The following is a 14579-nucleotide window of genomic DNA, read 5'->3' on the forward strand; positions in this document are numbered from 1 at the left end:
GCGAATCGCCGAGTCGAGACAATGGTGTGACCAACGGGCGGAGGAGGGGGGTACGTCGATGGGTGCTGGCCACGGCCATGCCCACGGTTCGGGGCACGCCGCCGGTCGCGCCGAGGACCGCGGCCGGCTCCGGCTCGTGCTCGCGATCACCCTCGCCGTGCTGGTCGTCGAGCTCGTGGGTGCCTGGGTCGCGGGCTCGCTCGCGCTGCTCGCCGACGCCGGCCACCTCGCCACCGACGCGGCCGCCATCGTGCTCGCGCTGGGCGCCTCACTGGTGGCGACGCTGCCGGGCGGGCCGCGCTCGACGTTCGGCTACCACCGCGCCGAGATCCTGGCCGCGCAGCTCAACGCCCTGGTCCTGCTGGGGGTCTGCGGCTACCTCGCGTACGCCGGGGTTGCCCGTCTCGTCGACCCGCAGACCGTCCGGGCCGGCCCGATGATGGCCTTCGCCGCGGTCGGGCTGGTCGCCAACGGCGTCGCGATGTCGATCCTCGCCGGGTCGACCACCGGCTCGCTCAACCTGCGCGGCGCGGCCACCGAGGTCCTCGCCGACCTCGTCGGGTCGGCGCTGGTGCTGGCCGCGGGCGCGGTCATCTGGTTCACCGGCTTCCAGCGCGCCGACCCGCTCGCCTCGCTGTTCATCGCGGTGCTGATCCTGCCCCGCTCGGTCGGGCTGCTCCGGGAGTCCACGTCGGTGCTCCTCGAGATCGCCCCGGCCGGGCTCGACCTCGCCGACGTACGCCGCCACCTGCTCGAGGTGCCCGGTGTTGTCGACGTCCACGACCTGCACGCCTGGACGATCACCAGCGGGATGCCCAGCCTGTCGGCCCACGTGACCGTCACCGACGCGGCCCTGGACGAGCACGGGGTCGGCGCGATCCTGGACCGGCTCTGCCACTGCACCGCGGAGGTGTTCGACGTCCGGCACGCGACCTTCCAGGTCGAGCCGGTGAGCCACCGGGAGCACGAGGACCTCGGCGAGGCCCACTGACGCGCTCGTGTCGGCGGTCGGGGATCATCGTCCGGTGCGCGTTCTCGAGACCAACTACCTGGTGCCGGACGGGCCCTTCCTGCTCCTGCTGGTGGTGCCGCTGGTCTTCCTCCTGATCCTGCCGCTGGGCCAGGCCCTGCACCGCGGCCGGCTCGGCTGGGCCGTGGCGATCGTGCTGCTCTCGCCGTGGGCCGGGATCTGCTGGTGGCTGTTCGGGCGGCGGAAGGCCGTCTCGACTTCGTGACCGGTGTGGCGCCCGGTCGCCGTCCGTGCGGGGTGGAATCATCGGCGTCGTGGGTGACATGGACTGCGACAACTGCGGCGCGACGATGCGGTGGGAGACCTCCCACTCGCGGTGCGACCGCTGCGGCTACATCCGTCCGTGCTGCGAAGGCGCCCCTGTGACCGCGAGCTGCGTGGTCCCGAGCGCCCAGTAGGCCTTCGCCTCGATACCCGTTGAGTCGGCGCAACTGCCTGCGGGACTGGCGCCCGCGCGCGTAGCCGACCGTCTCCCGGCGTCCAGGACCTCCGCTTCGCTCCGGCCGCTGCGCGGCGGCTTCGCCGTCCTTGACCCCGGGACCCGGACGGTCGGCTGTGCGGCGCGCTGTCGGCACGGGCTCCGCCCGCGCCGCCCGCATGCGCGGACGCACACCACCGTTGGTTGAGGTGTGAGCGAGCGTCAGCGAGCGAGCCTCGAAACCCGGTGAGTCGAGGATCGACGCTGATCGAAAACAATTGCGAATAGTGTCTCCTATGGTGGAATATCCGCTGGTCAGCGAGGTCTGACTGTCGGTGGGCTCTGGTTGAGTCAGGTCATGGAGCAGCCGACGACTTCCCTGACCACACCCGCGGGTGTGGTCGCGGACGCGGGCGGGCTGCTGGCCTCGCTGGGTGAGGTGTTGTGGGCCGCGCGAGGCTCGCACGAGCTGGTCGGGACGCTGGAGGAGCTGGAGACAGTGCGGTCGCAGCTGGCGGCGGTGGAGCTGGCGGTGCTGGCCGAGATCGACGCCCGGGAGGTGGCCAAGACCGAGCTGGGCTGGGGCTCCACGGCCGACTGGTTCACCCACCTGGCGGGGCTGTCCCGACGTGAGGGTCACCGGATGCTCCGGCACGCGGTCGCGCTGGCCGAGCGGCCCGCGACCCGGGCCGCGCTGGTCCAGGGAGCGGTGTCCCCGGAGCAGGTCGGGGTGGTGCTCGACGCGGTGGACAAGCTCCCGACGGCCGAGTCGGTCCGGGCCCGGGGTGAGGCGTTCCTGCTGGAAGAGGCGGGGCGGCTGAACGCGACCGACCTGGCGAGGGCCGCGCGGCACCTGGTCGAGGTCGCCGACCCCGAGAGGGCCGAGCGTGAGGCCGAGCGGGCGCTGGACCGCGACGACCGGGCCGCGCACCTGGGCCGGTTCCTGGCGATCACCGAGGACGGCGCGGGCGGGGTCCGGCTCAAGGGCCGCGGGACCGTGGAGGATGCGGCGGTGATCCGGGCGGCGCTGCTGCCGTTGACCACCCCGGCCCCGGCCATGGACACAGGGATGGACCCCGAGACGTGTGAGGAGGGCCGGGATCCCCGTGACCACGGCGCCCGGATGTGGGACGCCCTCGTCCAGACCGCCCAGCACGCGCTGGACACCGACCTGCCGCCGGAGTGCCACGGCGCCCGGCCCCGGGTCGCGGTCACCACCCGCCTGGACGTGCTCCGCGGCCGGATCGACTGGGCCACCCTCGGCACGAGCGGAGCCGCGACCACCGAGGACGGTCTCGAGCTCGCCCCCTCGGTCGTCCGGCGGCTCGCCTGCGACGCCGACATCATCCCGGTCGCCCTGGGCGGCAAGGGCGAGGTCCTCGACGTGGGCCGGACCTGCCGGCTGGTCACCCCGGCGATCTGGCGAGCCTTGGTCTGCCGGGACCGGCACTGCGTCTTCCCGGGCTGCACTCGTCCGCCGGTGATGTGCCACGCCCACCACATCGTGCACTGGGCCGACCACGGCCCGACCTGTCTGGCCAATCTCGTGTTGTTGTGCGGCCACCACCACCGCGTCATCCACCACACCCCCTGGCAGGTCCGGCTCAACCCCCACGACGGCAAACCCGAGTTCCTCCCACCACCCAGACGCGGCCGACCGGCAGTCGAGTGGATCCGGAACAGACCCAGGCGGGAGTGAGCGTCAGCCCTGCGCCGCGAGCCGCACGTGCGTGTTGGCCGAGCCGTAGCCGTCGTACCCACCTCGGCGCTCGAGCAGCTCGACGTAGAAGCCGGTCTCCAGCCACGCCGTGTAGGCGTGCAGCAGCTCACCGCCGTGCGCGTCGCGGTCGTAGAGCAGGCCGTGCTCGCGCAGCGACGCGAGCAGCTCCGGCGCCAGGGCGAAGCGGGCGTCGAGGTCGACGTAGTAGTTGTCCGGGACCGGCATCATCGGCACGCCGTTGGACCGCAGCGCCCGTACGCCGGCGGCGACGTCTTCACACCCGAACGCCACCTGCGTGACGCCCAGCCGCGGCGCCGACCCCGCCCGCACGTCCTCGACGTTGAGCACGACCCGCAGGTCGCCCTCGGCCGGTCGCAGCGCGCGGCTGCGCAGCCGGCCCTGCGGCTCCATGAACTCCTCGACGGCCCCGGGCGTGAGGTCGAGGACGGTGCGCAGGAAGCCGATCTCCTCGTTGAGCTGGGTGGCAGGCACACCGATCCCGACGTGGTCGATGCCGCGCCAACCGTCAGGGGCGGCACCCGTGGGCTCGAAGTCGTGCTGCCAGTCGTCCTCCCCGGCCGCCGCGCTGACGAAGACGTGCAGCCCGGAGGGAGAGGTGATGCCGGGAAGCAGCGCCTCGCCCGTGCCACGGGTCCGGTCGACCTCTGGCCAGAGCAGCGCCTTGGCGCGGGCGGCTACGGCCTCGACGGGCGGGGCGACGACACCGAGCGCGCAGGTGCCGGCGGGCTGGGAGCCCGACTCGTTGACGACGACGTGCGCGTCGCCGTGGCGCCACCAGGTCACCGGCTTGGTGCGGTGCCGGCCGGCCACCGTGAAGCCCAGCCCGGTGAGCAGGTTGGGCACGACGGGGGACGCCGAGGCGATCTCGAGGAAGGCGGCGTCGACCCGCGGCGCGGGCGGCGGTGCGGCAGCAACCATTCGCGCGGCGGGTTTGGTTGCCAGCTCACCGCTCACCTGGTCCTCGAGGAACAGCAGCGACCGCATCGCGTCGCGGGCAGTCTCGACGGGGTCCGTCTCACGCACCACGTCGCTGAACACCTCCAGGGACAGCGGGCCGTCGTAGCCGGCGGCGAGGGTGGCGGCGACGACGCCGGTGACGTCGAGCGTGCCCTGCCCGGGGAAGCAGCGAAAGTGTCGGCTCCACTCGAGCACGTCCATGTCGAGCAGCGGCGCGTCCGCGACCTGGAGGAAGCCGATGCGGTCGCCCGGGATCCCGGCCAGCGCCGATCCGTCGTCGCCGCGCGCGAGCATGTGGAAGGTGTCGACCGCCAGCGTCACCGCCGGGTGGTCCGCCGCCACGACCGCGTCCCACGACTGGCCGACCCGGTGGACGTGACGCCCCCAGGCGAGCGCCTCGAAGGCGATCGTCACGCCGTGCTCGGCGGCCAGGACGCCGAGTCCGTGCAGCTGCGACGCCAGCAGGTCGGGGTCGGCCGGCGCGTCCGGCAGCACGGTCGAGCAGACCAGGACGGTCGAGGTGCCGAGCTCGTCCATCACGCCGAGCTTGGTGCGGAAGCGATGCAGCGCGGCGTCGTACGCCGTGGGGTCGATGCCCGCGACGTCGCGCACCGGCTGGAACAGGTCGATGGTCAGCCCCAGGTCGGCGCAGCGGGCCGCGACCTGGCGCGGGCTGAGACAAGAGGCGATCAGGTCGTTGTCGAAGACCTCGATCCCGTCGAAGCCCGCCGCCGCGGCCGCCGCGAGCTTGTCCTCCAGCCGCCCGCTCAGCGAGACCGTCGCGATGCCCCGGCGCATCAGGCCGCCGTGCCCGTCAGCTCGGCGAAGTGCCGGGCGATCCGCTCGGCGTCGGGCACCCTGCCGGTGAAGTACTCGAACGCCCCCACTGCCTGGTGCACCGCCATCCCGCCTCCGGGCACGACCCGGCAGCCCCGCTCGCGGGCCAGCCGGACCAGCTCGGTCTCGAGGGGGAAGTAGACGACGTCGGAGACCCACAGGCCGTCGTGGACGAGCCGCCCCGGCACGGCCATCCCGGGGTGTCCGAGCATCCCGATCGGCGTCGCGTTGACCAGGCCCTGCGCCTCGGCGAGCGCCCGCTCGAGGTCGCGCACGGCGGTGACCCGCTCGTCGCCGAACCGCTTCGCGAGGCGTACGGCGCACGCGTCGGCGCGCTCCGGGTCGCTGTCGAGGACGGCGACGTGCTCGGCCCCCTGCTCGAGCAGCCCGTAGCCGACCGCCACGCCCGCGCCGCCGGCGCCGACCAGGACGGCCCGGTCCTCGACCCGGTCGGGCAGCACCTGGCGGAAGGCCCTGCCGTAGCCGGACCAGTCGGTGTTGCGTCCGAGCATGCGGCCGTCGCGGAACACCACGGTGTTGACGGCGCCGAGGTCGGCCGCGTCGTCGGACAGCTCGTCGAGCAGCGGCACGACCGCCTGCTTGAACGGGTGCGTGACGTTGAGGCCGTCGAAGCCGAGCCGCCGCGCCCACGTCAGCAGCTCGGGCAGGTCGTCGGCACCGAAGCCCATCCGGTCGGCGTCGAGCAGCCGGTAGCTCAGGTGCAGGCCGCTCTCGCGGCCCTCGCGCTCCTGCATGGCCGGGGTCAGCGAGGCGCCGATGCCCTGGCCGACGAGGCCGAGGAGGTAGCTGTGCCGCTCAGGCGCGGGCGAGGTCATGGAGCTGCCTTTCGGAGCAGAGGGAGGAGCAGAGGGCGGCGACGTGGCGGACGGCGTAGGCGTAGCCGTCCGGCCCGCAGCCGGCGATGACGGCGTCGGCGACGCCCGAGACGTACGACGTGTGCCGGAACGGCTCGCGCGCGTGGACGTTGGTGAGGTGCACCTCGACGACCGGCCCGGGGACCGTGGCGAGGGCGTCCCGCAGGGCGACGGAGGTGTGGGTCAGCCCGGCGGCGTTGACGACGACGCCGGCCGACCCCCGGGCGGCCTGCACCTGGTCGACCAGGACGCCCTCGTGGTTGGTCTGGTGGAACTCCACCCGGTGGCCCAGCCCGGCCGCCGTGCGGTGGCAGAGCTCCTCGACGTCGGCCAGCGTGGCCGTGCCGTAGAGGCCGGGCTCGCGGGTGCCGAGCAGGTTGAGGTTGGGTCCGTTGAGGACCGTGATGGTGCCCATGACGACGACCGGCGGCCGGGTCAGAGCGCCGGGACGGCGACGCGGGCGTCGACGGGCGCCGTACGCCGGCCGATGTCGCGGGTCGCGATCCGGTGGGTGTTGCTCGGCCCGGACAGGACCGCGATCGCCGAGACGACGCAGGCGCCGGCGGCGAACGCCGCGACCTTCCACCAGTTGCCGGCCTCACCGGCCATGATCCAGCCGGCGATCGTGGGCGTGAAGCCGGCCAGGGCGAAGCCGAACTGCGTGCCCACCGCCATCCCGGAGAGGCGGACGCTGGTGGGGAAGTACTCCGCGTAGGTCGCGGGCCACACCGCGTTGGGCATCGAGTAGACGACGCCGGCCAGCGCGACGCCGAGCAGGAAGACGAGCGGGGTGTTGCCGGTGGAGATCGCGCCGAGGAACGCCGTGACGAGGACGGCGGTGCCGATGAGGCCGGTGACGAAGACCGGCTTGCGGCCGATCCGGTCCGAGAGCCGCGCCCAGAAGGGGATGGTGCCGATCGCGACCAGGTTGGCGACGATCGCGAGCCAGAGCATGGCGGTCGAGCTGATGCCGACGCCGTAGTCGTCGGAGGTGGCGAAGTTCAGCGCGAAGACCTGGAAGGTCGTGTTGACCATGGCGATGAAGGCGGCGAAGAAGACCCGCAGCACGCCGCGCCAGTGGTGGCGGAAGAGCAGCCCGAGCGGGGTGTGCGACGCGGCGGTGGTGATGTCGGACCGCTGGTCGGTCGCGGACTGGGCCTCGAACTCGGGGGTCTCGTCCAGGCTGCGGCGGATCTTGAGGCCGGCGAAGACCACGATCGCGCTGACCCAGAAGGGGATCCGCCAGCCCCAGGCGAGCAGCTGGTCCTCGGACAGCACGGCCGCGAGCGGCAGGAACACCGCCGGCGCCAGCACCTGCCCGCCCTGCGTGCCGCTGAGGGTGAAGCTGGTGAAGAACCCGCGCCGGTCGTCGGGCGCGTGCTCGAAGGACATCGAGTTGGCGCCGGCCTGCTCGCCCGCGGCGGAGAGGCCCTGGAGCAGGCGGAGCAGGACGAGCAGGGCCGGGGCCAGCAGCCCGACCTGCTTGTACGTCGGGAGGCAGCCGACGAGGAACGTCGAGATGCCCATCAGGAGCAGGGTGCCGACCATGACCTTCTTGCGGCCGAGCCGGTCGCCGACGTGGCCCATGAAGAACGAGCCGATCGGGCGGGCGACGTACGCGACGCCGAAGGTGGCGAAGGCGGCGATGGTCGCGGCGGAGTCGTTGCCCTCCGGGAAGAAGACCTTGGGGAAGACCAGCGCGGCCGCGGTGCCGTAGATCGCCAGGTCGTAGTACTCCAGGGCGCTGCCGCTCCAGGCGGCGAGGGCCGCCTTGCCGGGCGTGCGGCGGCGCGACGGCTCGAGGCCGGCCTGCTGGTGGTCCGTGGTGGTCATGGCACCTGTCCTTCGATGGTCACCCTGCTCTGCCAGGGGGGATGCCGTCGAGTGTTGGAGTGGCCGCCGTCACATGGCAAGCGTTTGCCATTATTTGCCACACTGGGGCCATGAGGCACCTCCGATGACGTCCGGACAGCCCCGGCGGCGGGCCACGATCACCGACGTGGCCGAGGCGGCCGGCGTGGCCGCGTCCACGGTGTCGCGTGCGTTCACCCGTCCCGGACGCGTCAACCACGCGACCCGCGAGCACGTGCTGGCGGTCGCCGAGGAGCTCGGCTACACCCCGAACCCCGCGGCCCGCGCGCTGGAGTCCGGCCGCACCAACACCCTCGGCCTGCTCGTCCCCGACATCACCAACCCCTACTTCGCGGGCGTGATCAAGGGCGCCGAGCGGGCGGCCACCGCGGCCGGCCTGACGCTGGTGCTGGGTGACACACAGGAGAACCCCGCCACCGAGGAGCAGCTCGTACGACGCCTCGGCCCGGCCGTGGACGGCTTCGTGCTCAGCGCCTCGCGGCTGCCCGATGACGAGCTGCGCCGGGCGGCCGAGCTCTGCCCGATCGCACTGATCAACCGGGCCACCCCGGGCGTCGCGTGCATCGTGGCCGACTACGACACCGGCACCCGCCAGATCGTCGACCACCTCGCGAGCCTGGGACACCGGGGCTTCGTCTTCCTCGGCGGACCGCCGGAGTCCTGGTCCGGCGCCCGTCGCTGGTCGGGGCTGCGGGCTGCGGCCCAGGCCCACGGCATGGTCGCGACCCGGTTCGGGCCGTACGCACCGACCCTGGCCGGCGGCCCGGCGGCTGCCGATGCGGTGCTCGCCTCGGAGGCCACGGCCGTCGTGGCGCACAACGACATGCTCGCCATCGGCGTGATGCGCCGGCTGGCGGAGCGGGGCGTCGACGTGCCCGGCCAGGTGAGCGTCGTGGGGTTCGACGACATCTTCGGCGCCGACTTCTGCAACCCCGCCCTCACGACGCTGGCCGAGCGCACCGAGGACGCCGGCTCCCGCGCGATCGAGGCGCTGGTGCAGCAGACGCACGCGCGGATCGAGCATCCGGCTGCGCGGGTGCTGCCGACGCAGCTCGTGGTGCGGGCCTCGACGGGCCGGGTCAGGCGCGCGTCGCCGCGGCGTCGAGCTTGACCAGGGTCTCCTCGATGGCGCGCTGGTTCTTCGCCGGGTAGCCCAGCAGCCGGAACGCCAGCCGCCCGGCCGCGGGGTAGCGGCTGTCGTCCCAGGTCTCGGTGACGCGGGTGCCGCCCTCGACGGGCTCGAGCTCGTAGCGCCAGCGGTGCAGCCCGACGTGGCGCCACGCGATCAGCCGGCCCTCCTCGAACTCCACCACCCGGTTGCGGATCCGGTAGGGCACCCCGCGGTGCATGTCCATCCCGAAGCGGGCGCCCAGGCTCAACCGTTCGGGACCCGAGATCGAGGCGAGGACGGTGCCGGAGCCGTCGATCAGCGGGTGCTGCCGCGGGTCGGCGAGGATCGCGAAGATCGCCTCGGGCGGGGCCGCGATGGTGGTGCTGGCCTGGACGGTGCTCATGCCCCGACGGTAGCCGCCGGGGATCAGCCGGTCGGCGGGGCCGTCGGCGACTCGGTGGGGAAGTCGCCGCCGCCGTCCTTCGACGGGGTGGTGGCGGGCAGGAACAGGGCGGTGCCGTCGTAGAGCAGGACGCCGCCCCAGTCGTTGAGCGCCATCGGCGCGCCGCCGGTGTCGCCCGCGACGTCCTCGCCGGTGACCCCGTCGAGCACCACGCCCTGGCCCGAGTCGAGCAACCCGTAGACCAGGTTGCCGCGGACCGCCGTCACGATCGGCGCGAACCGGTTGGCCGTGGGCAGCGACCACACACGCCGGTTGGTCGCGAGGTCCCAGCCGACCACCCGGTCGGCGTCGCCCTGGTCGTTGTCGGCCAGCGTGCAGACGGTGACGGTGCCGGTGGTCGGCGTGCAGGACCAGTCCCAGGCGGTGGCCGGGACGGGCCTGGACGGCGTGCCGTCGGCCAGTCGGAGCCGGGTGACGGTGGCGTCGGGGAAGACGTTGTCGTCGCGGGCGATGGTCACCGTGTCGTCGGTGGTGCCCACGGCGGTGGCGCCGAGCGTGCCGGGCAGGGCGGCCCACTGGCGTCGGCCGGTCCGCAGGTCGAGCGCCTCGACGCGTCCGGCCACCTCGGTCGTGCCGGTGTCGACGACGACCAGGTCGTCGGTCGCGGTGAGGACCTGGGCGGGACGGGCCTGCCAGGGGCGGGCCCGGTTGGCCAGGTCGACCACGACGGCCGTGTGGCTGCTGCCGGCGCCCGGCACCCACGAGTCCAGCACGACGCGGTCGCCCTCGACTCCGGCGATTCGGGCAGTCGCGTCGCTCGCGGAGCCGCCGGGGTCCTGCGGCAGGGTGGCCGTGACGGTCTCGGCGATCTCGCCGGTCTCGAGGTCGAAGCGCTGCACGGCGTAGTGCTCCCGGCCGACCGCGGTGCCCGACCCGGCGTCGGTCGAGACCTCCAGCGTGTAGCCCACGCCCGCCGGCGGGTCGGTCCACAGGTCGGTGAAGCGGTCCTCGGCCGCCGACAGGGAGTACGCCGTGTCGAGGTCGGGCAGCGATCGCGCGACGACCGTCGAGTCGGTCATCGTCAGCACGACGTCACGGCCGACCGCAGCGGTGCGCACGCCCTCCTCGGGGAAGCGCCGCTGGTCCTTCTCGGCGAAGGCGATCGGCGCGCTCGTCGGCGAGGCCGAGGCCACCGGGCCGGTCGGGCTCACCGAGGGGCCACCGGGCCGGGGCCGTGCGGCCGGGTCCTTGACCAGGCTGCAGCCGGACAGTCCGCTCGACAGGCCGCACGACAGGGCGAGCGCCACGAGCGATGTACCGATCAGGGAACGGGTGCGCAGGGTCCTGCTCGCCACCGCTCCACTCCCTTGCTGCTCGCTCGCTGCTCGCCGTGCTGTGCCGGGCCAACGATAGGGGCCAACGATAGGGGGAGGACGCCGGATTGGCGGCCCGACCGGGACCCCCGGTAGGTTGGGCGGTGCACGATGTGGTGCCGATCACAGCAGCTTTCGAGACGCTGGGGTGTCACGTCGTGACGCCCTCAATCAGTTGGACCGGGCACGACGGCGGACCACCCCCTCGCCCGTCACCCCCGGTTCCTGCGGCATGCGGAGACCCCGCGGAGCCGGTGACCTCGAAGGAGAGCACGTGACCCAGCAGCCAGGCTTCGGCCCCGACCTGGTGGAGGTCTTCGGACCCTCCCAGCGTGACGGTGGCCCCGACCTCGTCCAGCTCCTGACGCCGGAAGGCGAACGGGTTCACCACCCGGAGTTCGACCACGACTTCTCCGCCGAGGACCTGCGCGGCTTCTACCGCGACATGGTCCTGACCCGGCGGATCGACACCGAGGCCACCGCGCTGCAGCGCCACGGCGAGCTCGGCATCTGGGCCCAGCTGCTCGGCCAGGAGGCCGCGCAGATCGGCGCCGGCCGCGCGCTGCGCCCGCAGGACTACGTCTTCCCGACCTACCGCGAGCACGGCGTCGCCTACTGCCGCGGCGTCGACCCGCTCAACCTGCTGGGCCTCTTCCGCGGTGTCGACCACGGCGCGTGGAACCCCAACGACAACAACTTCGGCCTCTACACGATCGTGATCGGCGCGCAGGCGCTGCACGCGACCGGCTATGCCATGGGCATCCAGCGCGACGGCGACGTCGGCACCGGCGACCCCGAGCGCGACGCGGCCGTGATCGCCCACTTCGGCGACGGGGCCTCCTCGCAGGGCGACGTCAACGAGGCGTTCATCTTCGCGGCGTCCTACAACGCTCCGGTCGTGTTCTTCTGCCAGAACAACCAGTGGGCGATCTCCGAGCCCATCGAGCGCCAGACCCGCATCCCGCTCTACCAGCGCGCCCTGGGCTTCGGCTTCCCGGGCGTCCGCGTCGACGGCAACGACGTGCTGGCGACGTACGCCGTCACGCAGGCCGCGCTCCAGCGCGCCCGCGACGGCCAGGGCCCCACGCTGGTCGAGGCCTACACCTACCGCATGGGTGCGCACACCACGACCGACGACCCGACCCGCTACCGGCTCAGCGACGACGTGGAGCACTGGAAGCTCAAGGACCCGATCGCCCGCGTCGAGGTCTACCTCAAGCGCAACGGCCTGGCCGACGACGCGTTCTTCGACGGGGTGAAGCAGGAGGCCGACGAGCTCGGCCACCACCTGCGCGAGGGCTGCAAGGCCCTGCCCGACCCCAAGCCGATGAGCATGTTCGACCACGTCTACGCCGAGGAGACCGAGGAGCTGCGCGTGCAGCGCGAGGGCTACGCGGCGTACCTCGAGACCTTCGAAGGAGCGCACTCCTGATGAGCACCAAGATCACGCTCGCCAAGGGCCTCAACATGGGGCTGCGCAAGGCGATGGAGGACGACCCCAAGGTCCTCATCATGGGTGAGGACGTCGGCAAGCTCGGCGGCGTCTTCCGGATCACCGACGGCCTGCAGAAGGACTTCGGCGAGGACCGCGTCATCGACAGCCCGCTCGCGGAGTCCGGCATCGTCGGCACTGCAGTCGGCATGGCGCTGCGCGGCTACCGCCCGGTGGTGGAGATCCAGTTCGACGGCTTCGTCTACCCCGCCTACGACCAGATCGTGTGCCAGGTCGCGAAGATGCACTACCGCTCCAAGGGCCGCTCGAAGATGCCGATGGTCATCCGCATCCCGTTCGGCGGTGGCATCGGCGCGGTCGAGCACCACTCGGAGTCGCCCGAGGCGCAGTTCGCCCACACGCCCGGCCTCAAGGTCGTCGCGTGCTCCAACCCGGTCGACGGCTACTGGATGATCCAGCAGGCCATCGCCTCCGACGACCCGGTGATCTTCCTCGAGCCCAAGCGGCAGTACCACGCCGACAAGATGGACCTCGACGAGTCCGTGCAGCCCGAGCCGCTGTTCACCTCGCGCGTGGTCAAGCAGGGCACCGACGCCACCGTGCTGGCCTACGGCCCGATGGTGAAGACCGCGCTCAAGGCCGCCGAGGCCGCCGCGGGCGAGGGCAAGTCGCTGGAGGTCATCGACCTGCGCACGCTGTCCCCGCTGGACATGGGTCCGGTCTTCGAGTCGGTGCGTCGCACGGGCCGCGCGATCATCACCCACGAGGCGCACGTCAACCTCGGCATGGGTGCCGAGGTGTCGGCCCGGATCACCGAGGAGTGCTTCTACTCCCTGGAGGCGCCGGTGCTGCGCGTCGGCGGCTTCGACACGCCGTACCCCGCCTCGCGGATCGAGGAGGACTTCCTCCCCGACCTCGACCGGGTGCTGGACGCCGTCGACCGCTCGCTGGCCTACTGAGGAGCCCTGCATGTCTGAGTTCAAGCTGCCCGACGTCGGCGAAGGCCTGACCGAGGCCGAGATCGTGGCCTGGAAGGTCAAGGTCGGCGACGTCGTCGCGATCAACGACATCATCGTCGAGATCGAGACCGCCAAGTCGCTGGTCGAGCTGCCGTCGCCGTTCGCCGGCACGGTGCTCGAGCTGATGGTGCCCGAGGGCGAGATGGTCCCGGTCGGCACGCCGATCATCTCGATCGGCGACCCGAACGCCGCTGCCGCGGCGCCGGCCGCCCCAGCCCCGGCCGCGAGCACCCCGGCACCCGAGATGGAGATCGACCTGTCCAACCCCGCCGCCAGCGGTGGTGGCGAGGGCGAGAGCCTGGTCGGCCGCAACAAGGCCGACCGCGGCCCGATCCGTCGTGCCCGCAAGGGCTCGGCGTCGCCCGCGACCGAGGCCGGCGCCAACACCCAGCTGCAGCTGCAGGGCGCCTTCGCGCCCGGTGGCGCGCAGAGCGACGAGGTCATCGCCGCCGACGAGACGCCGGTCCCGGCCACCTCGGCCCGGACCCCGGAGCCGGCGAGCGAGTTCGTGCCGGCCGCCGCGACCACCCCGGGTGCCGTGCGTGCGCTGGCCAAGCCGCCGGTGCGCAAGCTGGCCAAGGACCTCGGCGTCGACCTCGCCTCGCTGGTCGCCAGCGGTCCGGGCGGCACCATCACGCGTGGCGACGTCGAGGCGGCCGCCTCGGGCGCGACGTCATACGCGTCGGCTGCCCCGGCAGCCACCTCGCATGACGTCCGGCCCGGCCAGCGGGAGACCCGCGAGCCGATCAAGGGCGTGCGCAAGATGATGGCGCAGGCGATGAGCCAGTCGGCCTTCACCAGCCCGCACGTCACCGAGTGGATCACCGTCGACGTGACGGCCACGATGGAGTTCGTCGACCGGCTGAAGAAGCGGCGCGAGTTCAAGGACGTCAAGGTCAGCCCGCTGCTCGTGCTGTCGCGTGCGGTGATCCTGGCGATGCGCCGTACTCCTGAGATCAACTCGTTCTGGGACGACGCGGCGCAGGAGGTCGTGCTCAAGCACTACGTCAACCTCGGCATCGCGGCCGCGACCCCGCGCGGGCTCGTCGTCCCGAACGTCAAGGACGCCGACAGCCAGTCGCTGCTGGAGCTGGCGGGCTCGCTCAACCAGCTCACGGCCACGGCCCGCGAGGGCAAGACCCAGCCGGCCGAGATGAGCGGCGGCACGTTCACGATCACCAACGTCGGCGTCTTCGGCGTCGACGCGGGCACGCCGATCATCAACCCCGGGGAGTCGGCGATCCTGTGCTTCGGCGCGGTCCGCAAGCAGCCGTGGGTGGTGGACGACGAGATCGTCGCCCGCCAGATCACCACGCTGGCGCTGTCCTTCGACCACCGCCACATCGACGGCGAGAAGGGCTCGCGCTTCCTCGCCGACGTGGCCGGCATCCTCGAGGACCCCGCCTCCGCCCTGCTGTTCTGAGGTCGAGTCGGCGCAACTGCCCGGCAGTTGCGCCGACTCGTCGCCTGTGGACGGGGCGAGGCATGGG

At 72.8% G+C, this 14579-nt stretch carries 13 protein-coding genes; 7 read left to right on the top strand and 6 right to left on the bottom strand.

Features of this window, described 5'->3' with window-relative positions:
* The first annotated feature begins 58 nt into the window (after nucleotides 1-58).
* From FB382_RS20770 to FB382_RS20780, 3 genes are all read left to right on the top strand, one after another.
* A complete protein-coding gene (locus FB382_RS20770) occupies nucleotides 59-991 on the top strand; it encodes a cation diffusion facilitator family transporter (RefSeq protein ID WP_182541864.1) in 933 nt (310 codons plus the stop codon).
* Between the two features lie 34 nt (nucleotides 992-1025).
* A complete protein-coding gene (locus tag FB382_RS20775; protein WP_182541865.1) occupies nucleotides 1026-1235 on the top strand; it encodes a hypothetical protein in 210 nt (69 codons plus the stop codon).
* Between the two features lie 571 nt (nucleotides 1236-1806).
* Entirely contained in the window at nucleotides 1807-3147 is a 1341-nt protein-coding gene (locus tag FB382_RS20780; RefSeq protein WP_182541866.1) for an HNH endonuclease signature motif containing protein, read from the top strand.
* A 3-nt stretch (nucleotides 3148-3150) separates the two neighbouring features.
* Here the strand turns inward: FB382_RS20780 and FB382_RS20785 are convergent, their stop codons facing one another.
* The 4 genes from FB382_RS20785 to FB382_RS20800 are packed head-to-tail and all read right to left on the bottom strand — an operon-like array spanning nucleotide 3151 to nucleotide 7691.
* Nucleotides 3151-4944, bottom strand: coding sequence for a sugar phosphate isomerase/epimerase and 4-hydroxyphenylpyruvate domain-containing protein (locus FB382_RS20785; RefSeq protein ID WP_182541867.1), 1794 nt, complete (start codon nucleotides 4942-4944; stop codon nucleotides 3151-3153).
* On the bottom strand, nucleotides 4944-5819 hold the full coding sequence (locus FB382_RS20790; RefSeq protein WP_182541868.1) for a shikimate dehydrogenase: 876 nt from the start codon (nucleotides 5817-5819) through the stop codon (nucleotides 4944-4946). The genes FB382_RS20785 and FB382_RS20790 overlap by 1 nt, the downstream gene beginning before the upstream one ends.
* Entirely contained in the window at nucleotides 5800-6273 is a 474-nt protein-coding gene (locus tag FB382_RS20795; RefSeq protein WP_182541869.1) for a type II 3-dehydroquinate dehydratase, read from the bottom strand. The genes FB382_RS20790 and FB382_RS20795 overlap by 20 nt, the downstream gene beginning before the upstream one ends.
* Nucleotides 6274-6293: 20 nt before the next feature.
* A complete protein-coding gene (locus FB382_RS20800) occupies nucleotides 6294-7691 on the bottom strand; it encodes an MFS transporter (RefSeq protein WP_182541870.1) in 1398 nt (465 codons plus the stop codon).
* 124 nt (nucleotides 7692-7815) lie between these two features.
* Between FB382_RS20800 and FB382_RS20805 the strand changes: the two genes are divergently transcribed.
* On the top strand, nucleotides 7816-8841 hold the full coding sequence (locus FB382_RS20805; RefSeq protein WP_182541871.1) for a LacI family DNA-binding transcriptional regulator: 1026 nt from the start codon (nucleotides 7816-7818) through the stop codon (nucleotides 8839-8841).
* On the opposite strand, the gene FB382_RS20810 is transcribed toward FB382_RS20805, so the two are convergent.
* Both FB382_RS20810 and FB382_RS20815 read right to left on the bottom strand, forming a co-directional pair.
* On the bottom strand, nucleotides 8810-9244 hold the full coding sequence (locus tag FB382_RS20810) for an SRPBCC family protein (RefSeq protein ID WP_182541872.1): 435 nt from the start codon (nucleotides 9242-9244) through the stop codon (nucleotides 8810-8812). The two genes, FB382_RS20805 and FB382_RS20810, sit on opposite strands and share 32 nt — an antisense overlap.
* 23 nt (nucleotides 9245-9267) lie before the next feature.
* Nucleotides 9268-10599 (bottom strand): PQQ-binding-like beta-propeller repeat protein, encoded by a 1332-nt coding sequence (locus tag FB382_RS20815; RefSeq protein WP_182541873.1) that lies wholly within the window; start codon nucleotides 10597-10599, stop codon nucleotides 9268-9270.
* Between the two features lie 292 nt (nucleotides 10600-10891).
* On the opposite strand from FB382_RS20815, the gene pdhA reads away from it, so the two are divergent.
* Genes pdhA through FB382_RS20830 form a run of 3 tightly spaced genes read left to right on the top strand, consistent with a single transcriptional unit; the run spans nucleotide 10892 to nucleotide 14512 of the window.
* Nucleotides 10892-12049, top strand: coding sequence for a pyruvate dehydrogenase (acetyl-transferring) E1 component subunit alpha (gene pdhA / locus FB382_RS20820; RefSeq protein WP_425490141.1), 1158 nt, complete (start codon nucleotides 10892-10894; stop codon nucleotides 12047-12049).
* Complete coding sequence (locus FB382_RS20825; RefSeq protein WP_125037259.1) at nucleotides 12049-13029, top strand: alpha-ketoacid dehydrogenase subunit beta; 981 nt, start codon at nucleotides 12049-12051, stop codon at nucleotides 13027-13029. Before pdhA ends, FB382_RS20825 begins: the two co-directional genes overlap by 1 nt.
* Before the next feature lie 10 nt (nucleotides 13030-13039).
* The gene (locus FB382_RS20830; protein ID WP_182541874.1) at nucleotides 13040-14512 is read left to right on the top strand and encodes a dihydrolipoamide acetyltransferase family protein; all 1473 of its coding nucleotides are present in this window, start codon (nucleotides 13040-13042) and stop codon (nucleotides 14510-14512) included.
* Nucleotides 14513-14579 lie beyond the last annotated feature (67 nt).

This window comes from Nocardioides ginsengisegetis, assembly GCF_014138045.1.
Taxonomy (GTDB): Bacteria; Actinomycetota; Actinomycetes; order Propionibacteriales; family Nocardioidaceae; genus Nocardioides; species Nocardioides ginsengisegetis.

Excerpts from the sequence above, each read along its gene's own strand:
- FB382_RS20770 (WP_182541864.1), top strand. The coding sequence starts at position 59 with ATGGGTGCTGGCCACGGCCATGCCCACGGTTCGGGGCACGCCGCCGGT.
- FB382_RS20780 (WP_182541866.1), top strand. The coding sequence starts at position 1,807 with ATGGAGCAGCCGACGACTTCCCTGACCACACCCGCGGGTGTGGTCGCG.
- FB382_RS20785 (WP_182541867.1), bottom strand. The coding sequence starts at position 4,944 with ATGCGCCGGGGCATCGCGACGGTCTCGCTGAGCGGGCGGCTGGAGGAC.
- FB382_RS20790 (WP_182541868.1), bottom strand. The coding sequence starts at position 5,819 with ATGACCTCGCCCGCGCCTGAGCGGCACAGCTACCTCCTCGGCCTCGTC.
- FB382_RS20795 (WP_182541869.1), bottom strand. The coding sequence starts at position 6,273 with ATGGGCACCATCACGGTCCTCAACGGACCCAACCTCAACCTGCTCGGC.
- FB382_RS20800 (WP_182541870.1), bottom strand. The coding sequence starts at position 7,691 with ATGACCACCACGGACCACCAGCAGGCCGGCCTCGAGCCGTCGCGCCGC.
- FB382_RS20805 (WP_182541871.1), top strand. The coding sequence starts at position 7,816 with ATGACGTCCGGACAGCCCCGGCGGCGGGCCACGATCACCGACGTGGCC.
- FB382_RS20810 (WP_182541872.1), bottom strand. The coding sequence starts at position 9,244 with ATGAGCACCGTCCAGGCCAGCACCACCATCGCGGCCCCGCCCGAGGCG.
- FB382_RS20825 (WP_125037259.1), top strand. The coding sequence starts at position 12,049 with ATGAGCACCAAGATCACGCTCGCCAAGGGCCTCAACATGGGGCTGCGC.
- FB382_RS20830 (WP_182541874.1), top strand. The coding sequence starts at position 13,040 with ATGTCTGAGTTCAAGCTGCCCGACGTCGGCGAAGGCCTGACCGAGGCC.